This is a genomic window from Pedobacter polysacchareus (assembly GCF_019802255.1).
Classification (GTDB): Bacteria; Bacteroidota; Bacteroidia; order Sphingobacteriales; family Sphingobacteriaceae; genus Pedobacter; species Pedobacter polysacchareus.
In genome coordinates this window covers 501,585-521,479 of record NZ_JAHYSS010000006.1, presented here as the reverse complement: position 1 = coordinate 521,479, position 19,895 = coordinate 501,585, and the positions used below count along the sequence as shown (strand labels likewise).

Annotated in this window: 15 protein-coding genes; 7 read left to right on the top strand and 8 right to left on the bottom strand. The window is 41.3% G+C overall.

The features are described from left to right. Positions 1–8: 8 nt before the first annotated feature. From K7X70_RS19730 to K7X70_RS19720, 3 genes are read right to left on the bottom strand one after another with little or no spacing between them, the layout of a single operon-like run. The gene (locus K7X70_RS19730) at positions 9–773 is read right to left on the bottom strand and encodes a response regulator transcription factor (RefSeq protein WP_222538687.1); all 765 of its coding nucleotides are present in this window, start codon (positions 771–773) and stop codon (positions 9–11) included. Next, positions 758–3,337: a ligand-binding sensor domain-containing protein gene (locus K7X70_RS19725; protein ID WP_222538686.1), complete on the bottom strand. Its 2,580-nt coding sequence runs from the start codon at positions 3,335–3,337 to the stop codon at positions 758–760. The genes K7X70_RS19730 and K7X70_RS19725 overlap by 16 nt, the downstream gene beginning before the upstream one ends. Then, complete coding sequence (locus K7X70_RS19720) at positions 3,334–3,927, bottom strand: ligand-binding sensor domain-containing protein (RefSeq protein WP_222538685.1); 594 nt, start codon at positions 3,925–3,927, stop codon at positions 3,334–3,336. Before K7X70_RS19720 ends, K7X70_RS19725 begins: the two co-directional genes overlap by 4 nt. Before the next feature lie 306 nt (positions 3,928–4,233). Between K7X70_RS19720 and K7X70_RS19715 the strand changes: the two genes are divergently transcribed. Next, positions 4,234–4,956 (top strand): response regulator transcription factor, encoded by a 723-nt coding sequence (locus tag K7X70_RS19715; protein ID WP_222538684.1) that lies wholly within the window; start codon positions 4,234–4,236, stop codon positions 4,954–4,956. 5 nt (positions 4,957–4,961) lie between these two features. Here the strand turns inward: K7X70_RS19715 and K7X70_RS19710 are convergent, their stop codons facing one another. Beyond that, positions 4,962–6,407, bottom strand: a complete 1,446-nt coding sequence (locus tag K7X70_RS19710) for a sensor histidine kinase (RefSeq protein WP_222538683.1) — start codon at positions 6,405–6,407, stop codon at positions 4,962–4,964. A 210-nt stretch (positions 6,408–6,617) separates the two neighbouring features. On the opposite strand from K7X70_RS19710, the gene K7X70_RS19705 reads away from it, so the two are divergent. The 5 genes from K7X70_RS19705 to K7X70_RS19685 all read left to right on the top strand — a co-directional run bounded on the left by K7X70_RS19705 (position 6,618) and on the right by K7X70_RS19685 (position 14,577). Beyond that, positions 6,618–7,181: a discoidin/SUN/FTP domain-containing protein gene (locus K7X70_RS19705; RefSeq protein WP_222538682.1), complete on the top strand. Its 564-nt coding sequence runs from the start codon at positions 6,618–6,620 to the stop codon at positions 7,179–7,181. Between the two features lie 46 nt (positions 7,182–7,227). Beyond that, positions 7,228–10,434, top strand: a complete 3,207-nt coding sequence (locus K7X70_RS19700) for a SusC/RagA family TonB-linked outer membrane protein (protein WP_222538681.1) — start codon at positions 7,228–7,230, stop codon at positions 10,432–10,434. A 5-nt stretch (positions 10,435–10,439) separates the two neighbouring features. Further along, a complete protein-coding gene (locus tag K7X70_RS19695) occupies positions 10,440–12,266 on the top strand; it encodes a RagB/SusD family nutrient uptake outer membrane protein (RefSeq protein ID WP_222538680.1) in 1,827 nt (608 codons plus the stop codon). Between the two features lie 70 nt (positions 12,267–12,336). Continuing rightward, the gene (locus K7X70_RS19690) at positions 12,337–13,308 is read left to right on the top strand and encodes a hypothetical protein (RefSeq protein ID WP_222538679.1); all 972 of its coding nucleotides are present in this window, start codon (positions 12,337–12,339) and stop codon (positions 13,306–13,308) included. An 87-nt stretch (positions 13,309–13,395) separates the two neighbouring features. Continuing rightward, the gene (locus K7X70_RS19685; protein WP_222538678.1) at positions 13,396–14,577 is read left to right on the top strand and encodes a basic secretory protein-like protein; all 1,182 of its coding nucleotides are present in this window, start codon (positions 13,396–13,398) and stop codon (positions 14,575–14,577) included. A 147-nt stretch (positions 14,578–14,724) separates the two neighbouring features. Here the strand turns inward: K7X70_RS19685 and K7X70_RS19680 are convergent, their stop codons facing one another. Beyond that, the gene (locus tag K7X70_RS19680; protein WP_222538677.1) at positions 14,725–15,900 is read right to left on the bottom strand and encodes an MFS transporter; all 1,176 of its coding nucleotides are present in this window, start codon (positions 15,898–15,900) and stop codon (positions 14,725–14,727) included. A 173-nt stretch (positions 15,901–16,073) separates the two neighbouring features. Between K7X70_RS19680 and K7X70_RS19675 the strand changes: the two genes are divergently transcribed. Continuing rightward, positions 16,074–16,823 carry a DeoR/GlpR family DNA-binding transcription regulator gene (locus tag K7X70_RS19675; protein ID WP_222538676.1) on the top strand — a complete coding sequence of 250 codons (750 nt, stop codon included), beginning with the start codon at positions 16,074–16,076 and terminating at the stop codon, positions 16,821–16,823. A 19-nt stretch (positions 16,824–16,842) separates the two neighbouring features. Here K7X70_RS19675 and K7X70_RS19670 read toward each other — a convergent pair whose 3' ends face one another. From K7X70_RS19670 to K7X70_RS19660, 3 genes are all read right to left on the bottom strand, one after another. Continuing rightward, entirely contained in the window at positions 16,843–17,583 is a 741-nt protein-coding gene (locus K7X70_RS19670) for a 3-keto-disaccharide hydrolase (RefSeq protein ID WP_222538675.1), read from the bottom strand. Positions 17,584–17,764: 181 nt separating this feature from the next. Next, the gene (locus K7X70_RS19665; RefSeq protein ID WP_222538674.1) at positions 17,765–18,559 is read right to left on the bottom strand and encodes a hypothetical protein; all 795 of its coding nucleotides are present in this window, start codon (positions 18,557–18,559) and stop codon (positions 17,765–17,767) included. Between the two features lie 19 nt (positions 18,560–18,578). Next, a complete protein-coding gene (locus K7X70_RS19660; RefSeq protein WP_222538673.1) occupies positions 18,579–19,895 on the bottom strand; it encodes a beta-barrel domain-containing protein in 1,317 nt (438 codons plus the stop codon).

Genomic DNA, 19,895 nt, shown 5'->3' with positions numbered 1-19,895 from the left:
GCATCAACTTATGGTTTGTGGTTTGCATATTCTGTAGGAGACATTCCGAATTGTTTGGAGAAAACTCGTCCAAAATGAGTTTGAGAGCTGTATCCAACCAATTCGGAAATCTCATATATCTTCAAGTCGTTCTGTTTGAGAAGTTCTGCACCTTTTTTTAGACGAGAAATATTGATCAGTTCATTGGGACTGAGGTTTGAAATAGATTTGATTTTCCTATACAAGGTGGGCCTGCTCATGTTCATGTGGTTGGCCAGGTGTTCAACATCCAGCTCAGGGTTGCTGATGTCTTTATCAATAATGTATTGGATTTTTTCCAGGAATTGCTCATCCGCTTTGGAATGGGCAATTCCTTTCAGGTGTAAGAGTGGTGAACTGGAAAAATAAGCTTTGATTTTATTTCTATTGGCGATCAGGCTGGAGATCTGTACTTGCAGGAATTCTGGTGAGAATGGTTTTTCTACATACACATCGGCTCCCAGTTCCAATCCTTGTATTTTGGAATCCAGGGTGTCTTTTGCGGTCAGCAGAATTAAAGGAATATGGCTGAATTCAATGCTGGATTTTAGTTTTTTGCAGAACTCAAAACCATCCATTTCAGGCATCATGACATCAGAAACGACCAGATGAACGGTTTCTGTTTCCAGAATGGCAAGGGCTTCCAGGCCGTTCATAGCAGTCAGGACTTGATATTTTTCGCTTAAATCATCTGCGATGAATTCTAAGATTTCTTCGTTGTCGTCTATAAGTAGGATGGTTATCTCTTTTTCCATTTTCCGTCTAAGTTAAATCCCATTGCCTGATGAATGGGGAGTACTACTACAAATACATTGCCCTCCGGTCCACTTTCTTCCAGGTACAAGCTCCCTTGATGCAGCTCTGCGAGCGATCTTGATATGGACAGTCCGATACCTGTTCCCCTTTGCATTTCTGTTTCCCTGGCCCTGAAAAAAGGTTCAAAGATTTTGTTCTTGATCTCCGGCGAAATTTTAGGTCCATCACTATATACGCGAATACTGAACTGGTCTTCTTTCTGGTTGATGTCCAGTACGATTTTCACTTTCGATTTTCCATACTTCAAGGCATTGTCCACTAAGTTACTCATGATTTTGTACAATGCTTCTGTATCCACATAAGCAAAAAAATGGGAGGGAGGGAGCAAGGTTTCAAACCTGATCTTTTTACTTTCAGCGGCATCCTGAAACTGCAGCTTGATAGCTTCAATAAGTTCTGAGATGTCTACTTTTACAAAGTTTAAGGAATAGCCCTTTACCTCGGTTTTTCTGAAGTCCAGCAGCTGATTGGTGAGTTCCAGTAAGCGGTTGGTATTTCGGTTCATGGTATTCAGGTTCTTCTCAATGGCCGGCACCTCTTTTGAAAGTTTCATCATCTTTTCCATAGGCCCTTTGATCAAGGTAAGTGGGGTACGGATCTCATGTGCTACATTGGTGAAGAATTCGATTTTGGCCTGGTAGATTTCCTTTTCTTTTTGATGTTCAAAAAGCTTCATGCGCCTTTTGTTTTTAAGGTCTGTTCTCTTATGGTACTCGAGGATGATGGCGGTGAGCAGTCCCAGAAATAAAATCGAATAGCCGACATAGGCTAAGGAGGTTTTCCAGAATGGGAGTAATACAATGATGCGTAATTTAACGTTGTCTTTACTCCATTCCTTACTGCCGTTAATCATTGCCTTGGCTTCAAATATATAGGTTCCAGGGGCTAGCTTTGTGAAATATACCTTTCTGTTGGTTTTCAAATATTCCCAGCTATTGTATAGTCCAGTCATCTTGTACGCATATTCTGTGGTGGCAGGCGAGGCATAGCTGAGTGCGGCGAAGTCTATGCTAAAAGACGATTGGTTGTGTTCCAGGGTAATCTCGTTGGTGTAAGTAACGGATTTGGTCAGGATCTTATCTGCATTGGGATCCGTACGGTCTGTATTGTCGATCTGGAAGCCGGTTAGAAATACAGGGGCTGTTTTAGCGGTAGTGTTGAGCTGGTCTGGCAAGAAACTCACCATGCCTTTCAAGCTGCCAAAATACATTCTGCCCTCTGTATCTTTGAAGGAAGAGTTGTAATTAAACTGGTCGGTCAGCAGGCCATCTGCTTTGGTATATATTTTTACTTCTGCGGTTTGTGGATCAAAGCGAAATAGTCCGCGGGTACTGCTGATCCATAATTTATGGTGCTGATCTTCCAGAATCCTGAAGAGGAAATTACTTGGGAGCCCATCGTTCGTCTGGTAAGATTTGAAGGTTGATTTTTTCTTATCCAGCAAGGACAACCCGCCGCCATCGGTGACTACCCAGATGTTCTTTTTACTGTCTTCGAATATCCCGTTGATGGTGTTGTTGCTCAGGCTGTTTTTATCGCCATATTCGTTTTTAAAATTGGTATAACCTTTTTCTCCCAATCTGAAACGCAGCAATCCTTTATCATAAGTTCCAGCCCATATATTGCCTTCACTGTCTTCCATGATGTTGTTGAAGAAATAAAATGGGATATCCGGTATGGCATCAAAATCATCTTTTTTGCGGTTGTATTTATAGAGCCCTACAGTTGTGGCCAGGAGGATATCTCCAGCTTTAGTTTTAAACATGCTCAATACAAAACTAGAGCGTAGAGAATTTCCTATCCCCGGTACGTAATGTTTAATGACCATACCGGTATTGATGTCCATCACATCTAAGCCGTGCTCAAAAGTACCGATCCATAATTGATCACCATCGGTTACTAAGCCATGGATATTAGAATGTGCAATGGTGCTCTCTTTTCCGGTAGGAAAAAAAGAGGTAAAGCGGCCTGTTTTAGGGTCCATTTTATTCAGGCCGGCATCCTCGGTGCCGATCCAGAAATTGCCATTTTTATCTTTACAGATTTCGCGGACGTCGCTGCCGCTAATGGCGTTTGGCTGTTGTTCGGGAAAATATTTGCTGAAGATGGAAGAAGAGGGGGCGTAATAATTGGTTCCACCAAAATAGGTGCCCATCCATAGGCCACCATCTCTGTCTTTGCATACCGAGTAAATGGCATTGTCTGAAAGGGTGTATGGATTGCTGTATTTCTTTTGCTGGTGGATAACGCGGCCATTTTTATGGTTATAGATGTATAAGCCGGATTCGGTACCGATCCAGAATTCATCTTCATTTCTGGCCTGCATATCCCTCACATAAATGTGTGTTTTGTCTTTATTCTGGGTAATGATGTTTTTTAACTCATTTGTTTTGGGGTTGAATAATTTGATTCCCTGACTGCTGGAACCCAGCAGCAGCTGATGGTCGCTGGTTTCTGTAAATACGGTTATCCAGCCGATATTCACAGCCCCTTTTTTATTCATTTGATAACGGGTTTTAAAAGAGTTGCGTTGGGCATCATATATCGCAATCCTGCCATCAGGACTGGTGATGAGTATTTCTCCGTCGAATGGCAGTAAATAGAGCCAACTTCAAATGAGTCCGCTACCTTGATGGCTGAAAGCTCTTTTTTTGTTGGGTTGTAACGATATGGTTTGCTGTTCGAAAGGAGCCAAAGGTTGCCTTTTTTGTCGACATGTATGCTGCGGATACCAATATGAAGGGTTTCTTTGACAGCGCTGAAAGTTTCCTTCTCCGGGTTGTATTTATATAGGCCGAGATCTGTGCCCACCCATAGACCTACAGCTTTATCGCTGAATAAGGAATAAATCTTGTCGTTTCCTAAGCTGGCTGGATCTGTAGGATCATGGCGGTAAGTTTTGAAGGAATAGCCATCGAATCTGTTTAAACCATCCTTTGTACCAAACCACATAAATCCTTTATCATCTTGAACACCGGCAAATACACTGTTGTTGGACAGCCCATTTTCTACCTGATAGTGTTTAAAATAGTAGGGTTGCGCGTGTAATATTTTCGCGAATAGCAGCAAAAAAATGAAGGTGGTTATTCTCAATGTAGTTTGGCTCGTTCATCAAATATAGCATTGCTTTTAGTATCTCCTAGAGATTGAGACAAAATGCTGAATTGTTGAAACAAGATGCTGAGATGTTGAGCTTAAAATAGATAGCCTTAAAAGACCTAAAAACTGTTTTAAGGATTTAGTTTGGAGTGCTAAAACGTAATAGTTTTCTCATTTCATGCCATTGCTCATGTAAAATTTATCTATATCGACTGTAAATGAATTGTTTTTTTTGAATATGTTTACTTCTGTGTAGTTCCGCTATGAACTGAAGTCAGTTAATCTTATTCTTATGAAGCAATGAAACAACATGTACTTTTTGTAGAAGATGAAAGGGATCTGGGTAATGTGGTAAAGCAGTATTTGGAGCTGGTAGGATTTGAAGTGACCTGGTGTTTAAATGCCCAGGATGCGCTGAATATCTACCAAACCACCAAATTTCACATCCTGATCCTTGACATTCAACTGGCAGATTATGATGGTTTTGAATTGGTAGAAAAGATCAAATCACTGAATAAAAATCAGAGTTTTATTTTCGTTACGGCGAGGAATGAAAAGAATGACCGGCTTCGGGGTTTGAAAATTGGTGCTGACGATTACATTGTAAAACCTTTTGATATTGATGAGCTGGTGCTCAGGATCAAAAACATTTTAAAAAGGAATGAACCGCTTGAGCTGAATGAAGCGCAGGTATCGATCATCAACGAAACTGAGCTGGCCATTGGAGATTTAACTTTTAAAAAGGATTTGTTGAAGTTGTTTTTACCTAATCATTCCGTGATTTCTTTAACCCTTCGTGAAGCCCAGCTGCTGGAATATATGTTTTTGCATCAAAACCGCATTTTAAAAAGGGCGGATATCCTGCTGGAGCTCTGGGGAGAGAATGATTATTTTCTGGGCAGGAGCCTGGATGTATTCATTTCCAGATTACGTAAGGCTTTAAATCATTCTTCAGAGGTGAGCATCCAGAACGTATATGGTGTGGGCTATATATTCAGCATTGCGGAACTCTCAAAAAAGTAAGGCGGTTATTTCTCTTTTTCAATCGGCATAGTAATACAAAATGTACTGTGCTGGTCTGGTTCACTGCTTAAATTTAATTCCCATTGGTGCGCTTCTACAGTTTGTTTCACATAAAACAAACCTAATCCTAAGCCCCGGGTTTTTACTACATTTTTACCACGGTAAAATTTATCGAATATAGATTTCATGAGCTTTTTATTCATGCCAACTCCATTATCCCGGATGCAGAGTGTTAAACTTTGGCCATGGGAGATCAGCTCCAGCTTAATTTCTTTAACGTCTTTCGTGTTATATTTCAGTGCATTGTCGAAAATATTATAAAGCATGGTGGTCAGTAAAAACCGGTTCAATAACACCAAAGCATGAATGCCTTCAAAGTTGTAGCTGATATTTACATTTTCGGTGATTTTAAGTTTATAGTCGTTGATGAGTTCTTCTAGAAGAGAAGCCATGTCATAAAGTTCTTTTTCTATCTCATTTTTATTCATCTGGCTAATGTCCAGTGCCTGGTTGATTAAGGTTTGAAGCCGCTGTGTTTGCCTTTTGATGACTTCTGTGAGTGGATAAACCTTGGCAGGATCAGTAATCATTTCCTTGTTCTGGATGCTGGAGTTGGCAACTAAAATTGTAGCAATAGGCGTGTTAAATTCATGAGTAATGCTGTTTAGAAAATCCGTTTTCATATCTGCCAGTTTCTTTTGTCTGAGCCAATTTCTATACGTGAAGTAATAGATGCTGATGACCAGCAGAATAAAGGAGATGGAAAGCAATAGGGTGAAGGACATTGATTTCAGGATAATCATTTTCCTGTTGTCGTAATCTACATGGATTGCAAAACCCATATAATAGCTTCTTGGAGTTGGGGAGCTGACCATCAAACCCGCGGTATGGTTTTGGTTTGTAGGATTTTGGAGGTTGCCATCTATGGCGATTCCGTACTTGTTTTGAATGTTTGGATCCAGATAAGTAAGCTTTTCTTTTTCCGGTTTGTACAATGAAATGTAATTGACACCATTAAAGGTGATGGCAAGGTCATTCATGACCAATAGATATTTAAGGTCCCGATCCAGGCTATCCTTTGTCAAAATCGCCGTAAAAACACTGTCCATGTTGCTGTTTAAGCGGAGATTCCGGACGATACTGTCGCAAACTCTTTCTTTAAGGCGTTCAAAAGCAGCAGGATTAAGGTAATAAGTATCTTCCATCGCCTGCATATTCCTATAAATGACGGAATCTACAATTTTCTGTCCCCCAGGATATAACTTGTCATTGCGAACCACTTCTTTGTAGCTATTCTCGATAGAACGGCTTTCCTTTAATATATATTGTTTGTCTTTTAATTTATAGGTGGTATATATCAGATTGAATTGTAAATAAGAAAGGATAACCAGACTGATCAGCGCAATGATCTTGTGTGTTCGAGGGGATGCTTGTATTTTATTCAGGGTCATTAACGCTAAAATAATCGTTTTATCACAACAAATGATTTTAAAATAAGCATTAACATTTCATTAAGATTTCCTTAACAACTTCAAGAAGTGGCAAAGCCTATTTTTATTGAAATGTTTTTCCTAAAACCTTTTAATAGTATCCAGGAGAAGAAAACGAAAGCATTAATGACCAATTCAATAACAAACTAAAAACCAATTAACCAAATTTGTATGGACCTATTAAAATTGCCCAGGAAAGCATCACCAGTGCTTTTCCTAGTCGCCGCATTATGTTCCAGCTGTGAAAAGCAGGACTATCCAAAAACCGAACTATTTACCTGGAAGGCGAAGGTAGATGTGACCTCAAAAGGTAAGCTGAGTGTAAACATAGAGAACAGAGATGGGATCGATAGTGGCGAAGGCTCGAAGAAAGTTGTGGATGACGACCTCAGCACCAAATTCTTAATTTTTTCTTATGCACCTAGTTTTTACATGCAGCTGGAGTTCCCCCAAGCTCAGCAAGTGGCTTCTTACTCACTAACCTCTGGAGGGGATGCCCCATTGAGAGATCCAAAGAACTGGACATTTAACGGATCTAATGACGGCAGCACCTGGACGGTATTGGATACCAGGACAGATGAAGCCTTTGCCGGACGTACACAAACCAGGTTCTTTAGTTTCAAAAACCTGAATGCGTATAAGTATTACCGCATTAGTATTTCTTCCATAGGCTCCGGCGATTTATTTCAGCTGAGTGAGTGGAGAGTAATTGAAGTTCCTGAAGATCAACAATAACAGATCAAAAAAAACAACCAACAAATTAGATACAATCAAATTGATTATGAGAAAAAAATTACGAATGTTAATTGGAAGAGAGCTGCTATCGAGGGATATTGCCCTTCGGGTGCTGGCCTTTTCTGTGGCTGCAGGAACCTGCAGCACTGCCTCAGCATCGGTATCTGCAATTAGAGCAGCTACTTTTGTCACCACAACGCAGCCAAACACGGACATTACGATCCGTGGTATTATAAAGGATGAAAAAGGATTGCCATTACCAGGAGCTGGGATCAGGGTTAAAGGTACCACGATTACTGCAGCAGCAGATGTGAATGGTGCTTTTAGCATCGGAATACCAAATGAAAATGCGGTCTTAATTGTAAGTTATGTAAGTTATGAAACTCAGGAAGTTGCTGTCGGAAAACAAACGACTTTAACGATTGAGATGAAACCAAAAAGTGGTGAGGATCTGAAAGAGATCGCTATTGTAGGTTTTGGTACACAGAAGAAAGAAAGTCTGGTAGGGGCACAGTCGTCGGTCAGCGTAGAAGATTTAAAACAACCGGTATCCAGCTTAAGTCAGATGTTGGCTGGGCGTATTCCAGGGGTGATTAACGTGAGCAGAAACGGAGAGCCTGGTGCTACAGGTTCAGATATTTTTATCCGTGGTATTACTTCACAATCGGCAGGAGACAGAAGTCCTTTGATTATCATTGATGGTGTTCCGGGTAGAAACCTGAATGACATTAGTGTTTATGACGTAGAGAACTTTACCGTGCTTAAAGATGCTGCGGCGACTGCGGTATACGGTATTCGTGGGGCAAACGGGGTAATCCTGATCAACACCAAACAAGGTAAAACTGGTGTACCAACGATCTCTGTAGATTTTTACCAGGGGATCAGCAAGTTTACCCGTAAACCACAGCTGATTGATGGTATCGATTATATGAACCTGGCCAATGAGGCAAAATATACTGAATACCTGAGGGGTGGTGCTGCGGGAGCATTTAATCCTGCATTTAGTTTAGATGCGATTCAAAAAACAGCCAGTGGTTCAGATCCGATCTTATATCCAAATGTAAATTGGTTTGATGCCATTTATAATGATTTCGGACAAAACAGAACGGCTACTGCTAATTTATCTGGTGGGGTGAGCAATGCGAGATACTATGTGTCTTTAGGCTATTATGGTGAAAGCGGATTGTTTAAAACCAATGATGCAGACAATAAGAAAATCAACCAAAGTTATGACCGCTTTAATGTGAGTACCAATTTAAACTGGGACATCACCGGAACTACTAAATTGGATCTGGGGATTAAGGGTGTTTTATCCCAGACCAACTTCCCAAGTAACTTTAATGCACAGGATATTTTTAGTCAGGCTTTCCTGATCAATCCTACTTCATTTCCAATCTTATATCCAAACGGAAGCTTGCCTGGAATTAGTCCGCAGGCGGATCAGCGTAATCCTTATGGTGACATTACCAGAAATGGATACCGCATTGGATATGATACTCAGCTGTATTCCAACCTTCGTTTAACACAGGATTTAAAAGAGATTACACCTGGTTTGTCCATCACTGGAATGTTCTCTTTCGATGTTAAAAATGAAAACCGCATCAATAGAATAAGAAGAGAATCCTTATATAGGATTAATCCTAATGATCCTTACAATACTCCTAACGATCCAAATTCAGGCTATAAATATGGACTGGTATTACAAGGACAGGATTTCTTAAACTATGCCAATGGTAATGGTGGAGACAAGAAGGTATATGCCGAAGTAGGGATCAATTACAACCGTACTTTTGGTAAACATGCCGTAAGTGGTTTGGTACTTTATAATCAGAATGACAACAGTAACCCATTTGCGGGTAATTTAACACTTTCTATACCTTATAGGTTACAGGGTGTGGCTACACGTGCTACTTATGCTTTTGATAACAAGTATTTTGCAGAGTTTAACCTGGGTTATAATGGTTCAGAGAATTTTGCACCAAGCAAGCGTTACGGCGCATTCCCTGCATTTGGTGTAGGATGGTTGGTGTCTAATGAACGCTTTTTTGAGAAGTTAAAAAACACATTCCAGATGGTGAAGTTCCGTTATTCTGATGGTATCGTGGGATCCGGAGGAAGTACGGCTAATTATGCACAGAATGAAGCGGATCGTTTCTTCTATCTAACCAAGATCAGCAATACAGACATTCCGGGTTATACTTTTGGACAGACTGGCCAGAACAGCTTTGGAGGTTTAGGGATTACTGCTTACGGAGTGGATGTAACCTGGGCAGAAACGCGCAAGCAAGATTTAGGTTTCGAGTTGAAGACCTTAAATAACAACCTTTCCCTGATTGTTGACGTGTTTAAAGAACATAGAACCGGGACGTTTATTAGTCGTGGTGTAGTGCCAAATTATATCGGCCTTGCCAATACACCACTAGGTAACCTTGGTGAAGTGAAAAACAAAGGTATTGATGGTACGATAGAGTACAATGCTCAGTTCAGCCAGGATTTGTCTATCAATTTCAGAGCGAATTATACTTACAACAAGGATAAAGTGATTGAAAATGACCAGGCACCTAAAGCTTATCCATGGATGGAGCAAAGAGGATATAATATCTTAGCTGCGACTCGTTTTGGATTTATTGCAGAGAAATTATTCGATAGCCAGGCAGAGATTGATGCTAGTCCGAAGCAATTTGGTACGCTAATGCCAGGTGATATTAAGTACAGGGATTTAAATGGTGATGGTGAAATCAACGATTTCGACAAGTCCATCATTGGTAGGGGTGATATGCCAACGACCACTTATGGTTTTGGCTTCTCTGTCAGCTATAAGAATTTTGATTTTGGTGCCTTTTTCCAAGGACAAAGCAATGCGGATATCTTAATTGACATTCCTTCATTCGCTTACTCTGGAGGACAGGGAAATATGCTGGCTGTGGCTACAGACCGCTGGACGGTAGCTAACCCGAGTCAGAATGTCACTTACCCTAGACTATCTTATAATACCAACAACAATAACTATCAGTCAAGTACCTGGTGGAAACGTGATGTCAGCTTCCTGAGATTGAAAAATGTTGATTTGGGTTATACACTTAAAGAAGGAATTAAGTCCATCGGTGTGAAACGTCTGAGGATTTATGCAACGGGTTATAACATGTATACTTTCAGCAAGTTTAAGCTATGGGATCCGGAACTGTTAACCAGTAATGGTACCCGTTATCCGCTGACTTCAAATTATTCCCTGGGTTTCACCGCTAATTTTTAAACATAATGAAAAGAATATTTATATATACCACAGCCTTCCTGTTCATTGCTGGAAATTACGGTTGTAAGAAATTTTTAGACCAGGTACCTGACGACCGATTGACTTTTACGCAGGCTTTTGAAAAGAAAGCTACTGTAGATCAAGCCCTGGCAAACGTATATTCAACCATACCTAGCCAGAATTCGGATCGTTTTCCAAGTCAGTCAGGAAATATTGGTCCCTGGACAGCTGCTTCTGATGAAGCAGATTATACCCTGGCCAATTTCTCAGAGAACGTGAATACCGGTGCATGGGATGCCACCAGGGGAGAAGTGAATTACCATTGGCAGAATTTCTATAAGGGGATACAGGCTGCCAGTACTTTCATGGCGAATGTAAACAGATGTACAGACTGTAACCTTGGAGGGATTGATTTTGTAGGCCGTTATTACAATGAGGCAAGAGCGTTGAGGGCGATTTATTACTATTATTTAGTGCGTCAATACGGTCCGGTAGTCTTATTGGGTAATGAACCTATTGCTTCTGATGCGCCATTAGCTGCGATCAGTAAACCCCGTAGTTCATTTGATGAATGCATCGATTATATTGTGGCGGAGCTGGATGCAGCAACTGCTGGTCTTCCACCTATTCCTCAGTCATCTGAAGATTATGGACATATTAATGGATCAGTTGCTCAGGCTTATAAAATAAAAGCATTGCTTAGTGCAGCAAGACCTTTGTTTAACGGCAATACTGATTATGCCAATCTTAAAAACCAAGATGGTAAACAATTGATCAATCAGACGAGCAGTCCGGCGAAATGGACAAGACTGGCTACCGCTGCCAGAGAGTTTTTAAACAATCCCAATTACTCAGGTTACAGTTTATATTCAGTGAGCAGCACGCCTACCGGACTTCCAAACACGGCATTCAACAGGGCTTTCCTGGCTACCAGAGATGTAGTCTTGAATGGCTGGAATTCTGAAATGATCTTTGGAAGAGCAGGAGATGTAACCAATTATCAATATTCTTTAGCGCCGAATCATAATGGTGCTTCCGGAGGTGATAAAGGTGGTTCATTCCTGTCTGTTTCTCAGCAAATGGTGGATGCGTTTTTTACTGTAAATGGATTGTCTATTAACAACGACCCAAGTTATAGTGCTACTGGTTTCTCTAACTATCAGGCACCAGATCCGAATGATCAGAATGCGGTTCGTTCGATCAGTAATATGTACGTGAACCGGGAGCCTCGTTTTTATGCGAATATCACGTATTCAGGGCGTAAATGGATTAATCCACAGTCGAATATCATTACCGATTTCACCAATACGGGGAATGCTGGTAAAGCTGGTATTGCGAATTCCGATTATACCAAAACAGGTTATACCTCTAGAAAACACCTAACGGTAGCAGGATGGACCACCAGTCGTACTTTGTTCTCGATGATCCGTCTGGCAGAGATCTACCTGGATTATGCAGAGGCATTGCAGGAGTCAGATCCCACCAATCCTGATCTGTTACTTTACCTGAACAGAATCCGTGAACGTGCAGGTATTCCAAAATATGGTGCTGGCGGATTGCCTGTACCTGCTGATATGAGAGCTGCGATCGGTAAAGAAAGAAGGGTAGAACTTGCTTTTGAACTGGATCGTTACTTCTATACCAGAGAATGGAAGATCGCGGAGACTACTGATAATATTATCCGTGGACTAGACATTACGAAGAATAGCCCAGCATTCTATACGGTGGTGACTACAGAAAACAGAGTATTCCAAAAAAGACATTATTTGTGGCCTATCCCAAATGGTGAAATACAAAAGGTACCCCAAATTGTACAAAACACAGGTTGGTAAATAAGGGCAGTATAACATCGGGCGGGGCATGATCGTCCGGTGTTATTTATTGCCTGTTAAATTAAATTTTATGAAGAATAGTGTATATACAGTAATTTTTTTAGCCGGTTTAAGTGTTGGATGTAATTCCAAAAAAGAAATCATAAAACCCATCCCACCAGCCCCTCCAATTGTAGAAGTTCAGGATCCACCAGGTGCACCACCTAAAACGTGGAAAGAACATTGGTTTGATCATGTTCAGGTTGTAAATCGGGTGTATTATGATAACAATGTGGCGGTGTACTATGATGGTGATGTGAAAGGAACCATTACCTGGCCATTTCAATACATGGCTGAGGCCTGGGATTATACCAAAAAGACTTATGGGAATTTTGGGGATGATGGTCGTTTGTTTGTGATTTATCATGCAGGAAAATATGGCGGCGGTCATCCTTCCACTTATATGGATGCCAGTCATGATTATCGCAATGTGACCGATTGTGGTTCAGGTGATTTCAATGCATGGATGTCGGGTAAAGAGAATGATATTGACATTTCTACGCATGAGATCGGACATATTGTTGAAGGTGCCGTAAAAGGGGTGAAAGGTTCACCAGCATGGGACATCTGGCATGATAGTAAATGGATGGAAATCTATCAATATGATGTTTATCTGGGCTTGAACAGAACTGATGATGCCAAACGCTGGTATAACTTGATGATCAACACCACTGATACTTATCCTAGAACCGGAACAAAATGGTTTAAAGACTGGTTCTTTCCGATTTATGATCAGTTTGGTAAAACGCGCGTATTAAATGCCTTTTTTACCAAGTTATCGGAGCATTTTCCAAAACACCAGATCGTAGTTAATGGGAAACCATATATGGAGTACGACCGTAGAATGAACTTCGGTGAATTTGTCCATTTCTGGAGCGGAGCGGCGGGAGCCAATCTTGAAAACCAGGCGATGATCGCCTTTGGAGATAAAGATGAAAAAGGAAATGATTGGAAAGCTCAATTGGTTAAAGCTAAAATTGATTTTCCAGGTATTACCTATTAATAAACTAAGGCAATCTTTTAAGGTTGCTTTTTCTATGCTATAAACACACACAAATAAACTATTGATATGTTAAAATTTTCATGCCTTATGGCCCCTCTTTTTTGCGTGCTTGTGGCGCATTCATCCTGTAATAAAGGAACGGGAGCACAAAATAATACCACAGATCCTACCTCAATAATTAAAGAGCAGGACCTGACTGCATCAGGTACACTTACGGTAAGTACTGAGAATACTTCAGGTGCCAATGGAAAAGAAGGTTCCTCGAAATTAGTAGACAATATCACTACGACGAAATTCCTGACTTATTCTTTTGATGCTGCCTCCTATATGCAGCTGTCTTTTCCAAAAGAACAAGTGGTTGCTGCATATACTCTTACTTCTGGAGATGATGCTCAGGAAAGAGATCCCCGCGACTGGAAAATAACGGCATCAAATGATGGTACAACCTGGGTTCAATTGGATACAAGACAATATGAAGCTTTTGGTTTTAGAACGCAGACGAAGCGGTTTAACTTTAAAAATATGAAAGGCTATAAGCATTATCGTTTGAATGTTAGCGGGACTTCTCAAAACAGAACAGGGGCAAACGTTTTGTTTCAACTTGCAGAATGGCGTTTGTTTGAGGTTCCAGAAAAAGAACAAACCGTAACTCCAGCATCAGCGACCGTAGAAACGATCAAAGAAGGTAAATACACGCTTACTTATGTAGACCGCAATACCGATGTATTGCCTTCAGTGAAAGCAGGACTGATTGATGCTTTCAAAAAGAACTATGGTAAATCCGTGGATACCTACAATCCAAATGCGTTGACCAGTATTACCTTTATTATGGATCCTGATTATAAAGGTGTTGCCGCAACTTATGGTGGTGGGGTAGTGCGTTATGACCCAGCATATTTTAAGGCTATCCCATTGGATTTAGATGTAGCTACTCATGAAATGATGCACATTGTACAGGCATATTCTGGCGGTGCTCCGGGTTGGGTTACAGAAGGTTTAGCAGATTATGAACGTAACCGTATTGGCCTCAGCAATGCTACTGCTAAATGGAGCTTGCCTAATTATCAAGCTGGACAAAACTACACGGACGCTTACAGAATTACAGCGCGTTTCTTTGTTTGGCTGGAGATCAGAAACCCTAAACTTATGGTTAAATTGAATACCGCAGCACGTACGAATACTTATAACAATGGTGCTTTCTGGCAATCAGAAACAGGTAAAAATGTGGATCAGCTCTGGAGCGATTATACACAAAATCCAGTTTTATAACAGCGGTTTGTACTACTGATGTGTTTCCTAAAAAAGCCGTTCCTCGTATTAGAGGAACGGCTTTTTTAGCATTAAATCTGGATTGTCAGCCTGATGGAATGAATGCCTTCTTAAGGTTGACCATCTGCTGGATGCTGTATTTCTCCTTTACACATTAGCTTTCCTGAATGCATAAGCCAGGGCAACGCTTAAAAGTAAAACTCCTGTGAAGGTGAGCGCAATGGTTAGTGAGAAATGGTAAGCGATAAATCCTAGCAATGCTGGTCCGGCGAGCTGACCTGCATACCCCATCGTGCTGATGGCAGGAATGGCCACTGATGCTGGGATGCCTTTCAGTTTTCCACCCTCGCTAAAGAATACAGGAACTAGGTTTGCAGCGCCTATGCCTAAGAGCACAAATCCCAGCAGTGTGGTTGGGATCCATGGCGTTGATACGGCAAGGAATATCCCCAGTGCAGCGATAAGGCCACCGGCAACTACTACGGTTTTCCCACTAAATCGCTCTACAATGCGATCTCCCAAAAGACGCATGGCTGCCATTGCAATTGAAAAAGTGGCATATCCAACCCCGGCAAGTTCTGCAGTTACCCCTCTGTTTTCCTTTAAGAAAAGCGCAGCCCAATCCAGCATTGCCCCTTCGGAAAGAAACACGGCAAAACATGCAGCGCCAAGAAAAAGTATGCTTGCACTGAACCAGCCAGCTGTCGTTTTAGCTTGATGTGCTTCTGGGGTATGGTGTTCAGGTTCCTCAATTTCCTGTTCTTTGGAGAACAATGATTTGAATTTCCATACCAGAATGAACAGGAGCAGTGTCGAAATCGAAATTGCAGCAGTTAGTGGATGGAGTCCTGCTTTCATCAATAATCCTAGTCCTAAGGCACCACATAAGCCACCTACACTAAAAAGACCATGGAGGGAGGACATGATTGGGCGGCCATATCGGTTCTGCACATGGATGCCATGAGAGTTCATGGCTACATCAATCACTCCAATTCCACCTCCAAAAATAAAGACGGCGGCTCCCATCAGCCAGGGATTTGGCATCAATAATAAGATGGGAAGGAAGATTGCAGCGATTAGTCCTGAAAACAAAATCACAATGCGAGTTCCATAACGTTTAGAGAGGTATCCGCTGATTGGCATCATCGAGATCGCCCCAGCACCAAAGAATAGGAGCAATAAGCCAAGGCTGCCATCATTGAGCTGCAGTTTTTCTTTTACGATAGGCACCATGGGCGCCCAGCTGGAAAGTGCAAAGCCGCAGACCAGGAATATATATTGTGTTGCTTTTTTTGCTTCATTTACCATCAGATTGCTATTCATGTTGTAAATTAATGCAAAATCATGCAAATTTGCAAATAATGGATCTGACTGTCTTTTCTAAAAAAAGCACTATTGGATCATTTTAATGGCATCGTAGCTTGCATTTTTACAAATCCACTCTAATAGGGTAAGGATTTTAGGCATCGGGAGGAAAGAATTATATTTGTCGCGAAATGATCAGAGAAAAACGGTTTGAGCATATAATCTCAAGTTTGAAGCACACTGGTGCGGTTACTTATAGCGGAATGTCTATGGACTTATCAGTTTCTGAAGACACTATCCGAAGGGATATCGACTACCTGCAGGAGAATGGTCTTTTGTCTAAAGTTAGGGGAGGAGCCATATCCCGTGATAAGAATCCGCTTTCTTTTCAGGACCGCACTGATTTTCATGCTACAGAAAAAGAGATCATCGCGTTCAAGGTTCAGCCTTTGCTTAAGGCGGGGATGACTGTATTTATGGATGGTGGAACCACCGTCTGTGCGGTTGCGGAATGTTTGACAACGAATGCTTCGTTGAGGGTGATCACCAATAATATAGCCCTGGTTCCCTTGTTAGGGCGCTTCAAGAATATCGAAGTGATGGTGCTAGGTGGGAATTATGACAGGGATACACAAACAAACATCGGGGCAAAAACCTGTGAAGAGGCCGCTGAGTTTGTTGTCGATCTTTACTTGATGGGCACTTGTGCCATTTCCAAGGATTTCGGTATTACCGCTGCAGTAAGAGAGGATGGTGCGGTGAAGAAGGCCATGCTGAAAGGCTCAAAATCCGTGGTTGTGCTCAGCAACAGCAAAAAAATCGGTGTCAACGAACCTTTTATAGTTTGTGATTTGCAGCGAATTAATGTGCTGGTTACTGAGCTCCCAAGTGATGATCCTAAGCTAGACGAGCTTCGTTTTAAGAACCTTAAGATTGTCTGATTATTTTACTGCCGCCGGTTTATAGCGCTGCGGTCTTTTCCAGCTTTCTTATTTTTAGGTTTTTAAAGGACACACCTTTATTCCAATCCTGTAAGGCAATACGACCTTTGATTTGCGTACCGAATGCTGGAAAATGCTTGAAACTGCTATTGGCAACCGCTGTTTTCCATTCAGGGGTATTGAAGTGTTGTTTTGCAGTTGCGATACCGTTGAGCATAAATTCCATCTTTCCATCCTGTTGTCTGATCACCGAATGGTTCCATTCGTTTGAGGGCTTAACCTCTGCTGGGTTCAACTGGGCAGAGAAATTGTAAAGACAGCCTGGGCGTTTCATTTCCTTGTGGTAATCCTGATGCTCTTTGTCGAGGAGTTGGTATTCCGGGCCTGAGGTCCATGCAGTAGGGATATCTTCCCGTTCCAGCACATTGATGAATACTCCGCTGTTTCCTTCTTTGGAGATTTTCCAATCGAATTGGAATTCATAATTGTCAAACTCCTGATCAGTTACAAGGTCTCCATGTCTGGCATCTGTACCAGGTAGACAGGTTAATTCTCCATCCTGAGCCACCCAGGAAGAGGTAATTTTGCCCTGATTGTAAACATGCCAGCCATTTAAAGTTTTACCATCGAATAGCAGTTCATAGCCTTGCGCTTTCTCTTCCTTGGAGAGTTCATTGTCTTTCAGTTTCGTTGAGCTGCAGGAACTCAGGACTACACTGAGGAGTGTTGCGGCACAGAGAAATATCTTGGTTTTTTTCATAAAATGAGTATAATATTAGTTTGGAGTTGGAAAGGTTCGAGTTAAAGATGTTGTATTGTAAATTAAAAATCTTTATGCAATTATAAGCAATGTTGCATATAATTGCAATCGCTGGTAAGGTATATTCTAGGGCATCATTGTTTCGGCTGGGTAAAAGTTAATGCTGAAACGCTGTGATGCTTTAACCGTACTCAGGGGGAGATTGGAGCATTTTTTTTACCTTATGGATTCCTTTTGTCAGGTAATGCTCCCCATCCGGCCATAACGTTTGTCCTTTTGTAATCCATGAAAAGCCAAATGCTACGACCGCTAAAGCTTCAAAAGCAAATACTATAGGGATTTGACCAAGGTCAGGCTTTATCAGAAAGTACAAACCTAAGATGAGGAGGGAGCCGATAATGATCCAGCCGGATACTTTATAAACGACATTTCTTTTTGCCTTTTGAGTAAAATTACCGCCGGCTTGCTGATAGTAATCCTCCTCCCTGCCTTTAGTGAAAAATACCAGCGACATGATGGCCAGGCATAGGAGGAATATTGCTGCAAATGAAAAATGCCAGGCTGTTCCGGCCATAAAGCTAAAGATTCCGCCATTTCCAGTATGTATGCTCAGCTTGCATTCCAGGCAATTCATTTTTGTGGGTACCAATGCGATACCAATGCTGCAGATGCCAGCGATGAAAGTTAATAACTGTTCTTTCCAGGTGTATCCTTTGTAGGTGATTAGAAAAGCACCCAGAATGCAGAGTACCGCAACAAGGATATCTCCGCGATCCGTATAAAAGTAATCGCTTATCGAGGGTTCAATGCCGTAATAATCGGAGGGTCTTTTTGGCGCTATTGCTAAAACCAAAGGAAGGAGAATTCCGCTGAAACCAATCAGATTTCGGAGTGTCAGGTAGGAAAACACGAGTTCATTGTTCTCTTCCTTACTTTTGTCCGTCTTAATACCAGCTGCAATTTTTGAATTTGCCATGGTCGATTAGTTTTTTAAATCAATTACTATTCAACATTTTAGTGATGTTCCTCAAAAATCTTTGCAAAAGAGAGCTTTCTTCTGTAATGATCTCGGCATCGGCCTGCATTCCGTTTTTCAACACAATTTTATGCTCCGGATCTTTGTTTTCAAATTGTTCGAGGCTAATCTTAGCAATAAATACACTGTCTTTAAAAGCGACATCAGAAATATAGTTCAGTTTACCTCTGATGAGTCCATACTGCTCAAATGGAAAACTTCTCATTTTAACCAAGGTACGCTGACCGATCCGTATTTTCCCCATGTTGTACTGAGGAATATAGACTTCCCCAAAGAAATCTGTATTTGAGGGGTTGATCATGAATAACTCCTGTCCGCTGTTGACCATTTGATTTTCCTGTACGATACCTGCATAGCTTACTTTTCCTGCTACTGGTGCCCTTAAAATATGTTGGTTGATCCAGCCATCGGTCTCGGTTAACATATTGTTTAGTGACTGCACAAATTTGACCCGTTCTTCCTGTATCGTGTGTTCCAGTTCGAGGATTTCTTTTTGTTTGGCTGCATAGTTTGTGTTGTTGTTCAATAAAGCCGTTGCGCTCTGCTGCAATGGATATTTGCCCGACAAATATTTATTCTCTTGTTGTTTGTATTCGCTGGTAGAAACCACCCCTTTTTGGTACAGCTTTTTGTAGGATTCAAATTCATGTTCCACATTAGCATATTCCATTTCCTGTATTTTTTGCTGGCTAATGATCTGCTGTTTTATTTTCTCGATTTCTTTCAGGTCCTGTTCCAGATAAATCCTCCTGTTCAGGTAGTAACCGCCATTTTGTGCGGAAACATATTGCAGGTATTGCTGATAAAAGTTTTGATAAGCAGCCTGCAATTCACCAAGGTTCAAATTCGTTAAATTCAGGTTTACAAATGTTCCGTTATTATTTAGGGCAGTACTTCGGGCTGATAGTTCTTTGTGCAGCTGCAGCACATCGTTATGGCTCGCTGTACTTTCCATAAAAGCTAAAGGTTGATATTGACTGACTACTGCGCCCTCCTTAACCAATAGCGCAACGATTTTTCCGGTCTGTTTTACCATTACGGACTTCGGAGCATTTAGTGAATTTATCTTGAGGTTGGTCTTGATTACATCAGGGTATTGGATAAAGGCAGAGGCTAAAACGATGGACAAAAGGATTCCAAAGACCAGCGTAATGCCCCATCTGAGTATCCAGGAAGGAACAGCTGTAATGATCTCGTGTATTTCTTCACTGTTCAGCTCTAACTCACCGAACTGAGCATCCTTGTTTGTTAATGTCTCTTCTTCTTTCTTTTCCAT

What these genes read in the sequence shown, in the direction of transcription:
- K7X70_RS19680 (WP_222538677.1), bottom strand. Translation starts at nt 15,900, where the DNA reads ATGAATAGCAATCTGATGGTAAATGAAGCAAAAAAAGCAACACAATAT.
- K7X70_RS19725 (WP_222538686.1), bottom strand. Translation starts at nt 3,337, where the DNA reads ATGAATAAAAAAGGGGCTGTGAATATCGGCTGGATAACCGTATTTACA.
- K7X70_RS19670 (WP_222538675.1), bottom strand. Translation starts at nt 17,583, where the DNA reads ATGAAAAAAACCAAGATATTTCTCTGTGCCGCAACACTCCTCAGTGTA.
- K7X70_RS19700 (WP_222538681.1), top strand. Translation starts at nt 7,228, where the DNA reads ATGAGAAAAAAATTACGAATGTTAATTGGAAGAGAGCTGCTATCGAGG.
- K7X70_RS19685 (WP_222538678.1), top strand. Translation starts at nt 13,396, where the DNA reads ATGGCCCCTCTTTTTTGCGTGCTTGTGGCGCATTCATCCTGTAATAAA.
- K7X70_RS19705 (WP_222538682.1), top strand. Translation starts at nt 6,618, where the DNA reads ATGGACCTATTAAAATTGCCCAGGAAAGCATCACCAGTGCTTTTCCTA.
- K7X70_RS19715 (WP_222538684.1), top strand. Translation starts at nt 4,234, where the DNA reads ATGAAACAACATGTACTTTTTGTAGAAGATGAAAGGGATCTGGGTAAT.
- K7X70_RS19730 (WP_222538687.1), bottom strand. Translation starts at nt 773, where the DNA reads ATGGAAAAAGAGATAACCATCCTACTTATAGACGACAACGAAGAAATC.
- K7X70_RS19675 (WP_222538676.1), top strand. Translation starts at nt 16,074, where the DNA reads ATGATCAGAGAAAAACGGTTTGAGCATATAATCTCAAGTTTGAAGCAC.
- K7X70_RS19695 (WP_222538680.1), top strand. Translation starts at nt 10,440, where the DNA reads ATGAAAAGAATATTTATATATACCACAGCCTTCCTGTTCATTGCTGGA.
- K7X70_RS19690 (WP_222538679.1), top strand. Translation starts at nt 12,337, where the DNA reads ATGAAGAATAGTGTATATACAGTAATTTTTTTAGCCGGTTTAAGTGTT.
- K7X70_RS19660 (WP_222538673.1), bottom strand. Translation starts at nt 19,895, where the DNA reads ATGGAAAAGAAAGAAGAAGAGACATTAACAAACAAGGATGCTCAGTTC.
- K7X70_RS19710 (WP_222538683.1), bottom strand. Translation starts at nt 6,407, where the DNA reads ATGACCCTGAATAAAATACAAGCATCCCCTCGAACACACAAGATCATT.
- K7X70_RS19665 (WP_222538674.1), bottom strand. Translation starts at nt 18,559, where the DNA reads ATGGCAAATTCAAAAATTGCAGCTGGTATTAAGACGGACAAAAGTAAG.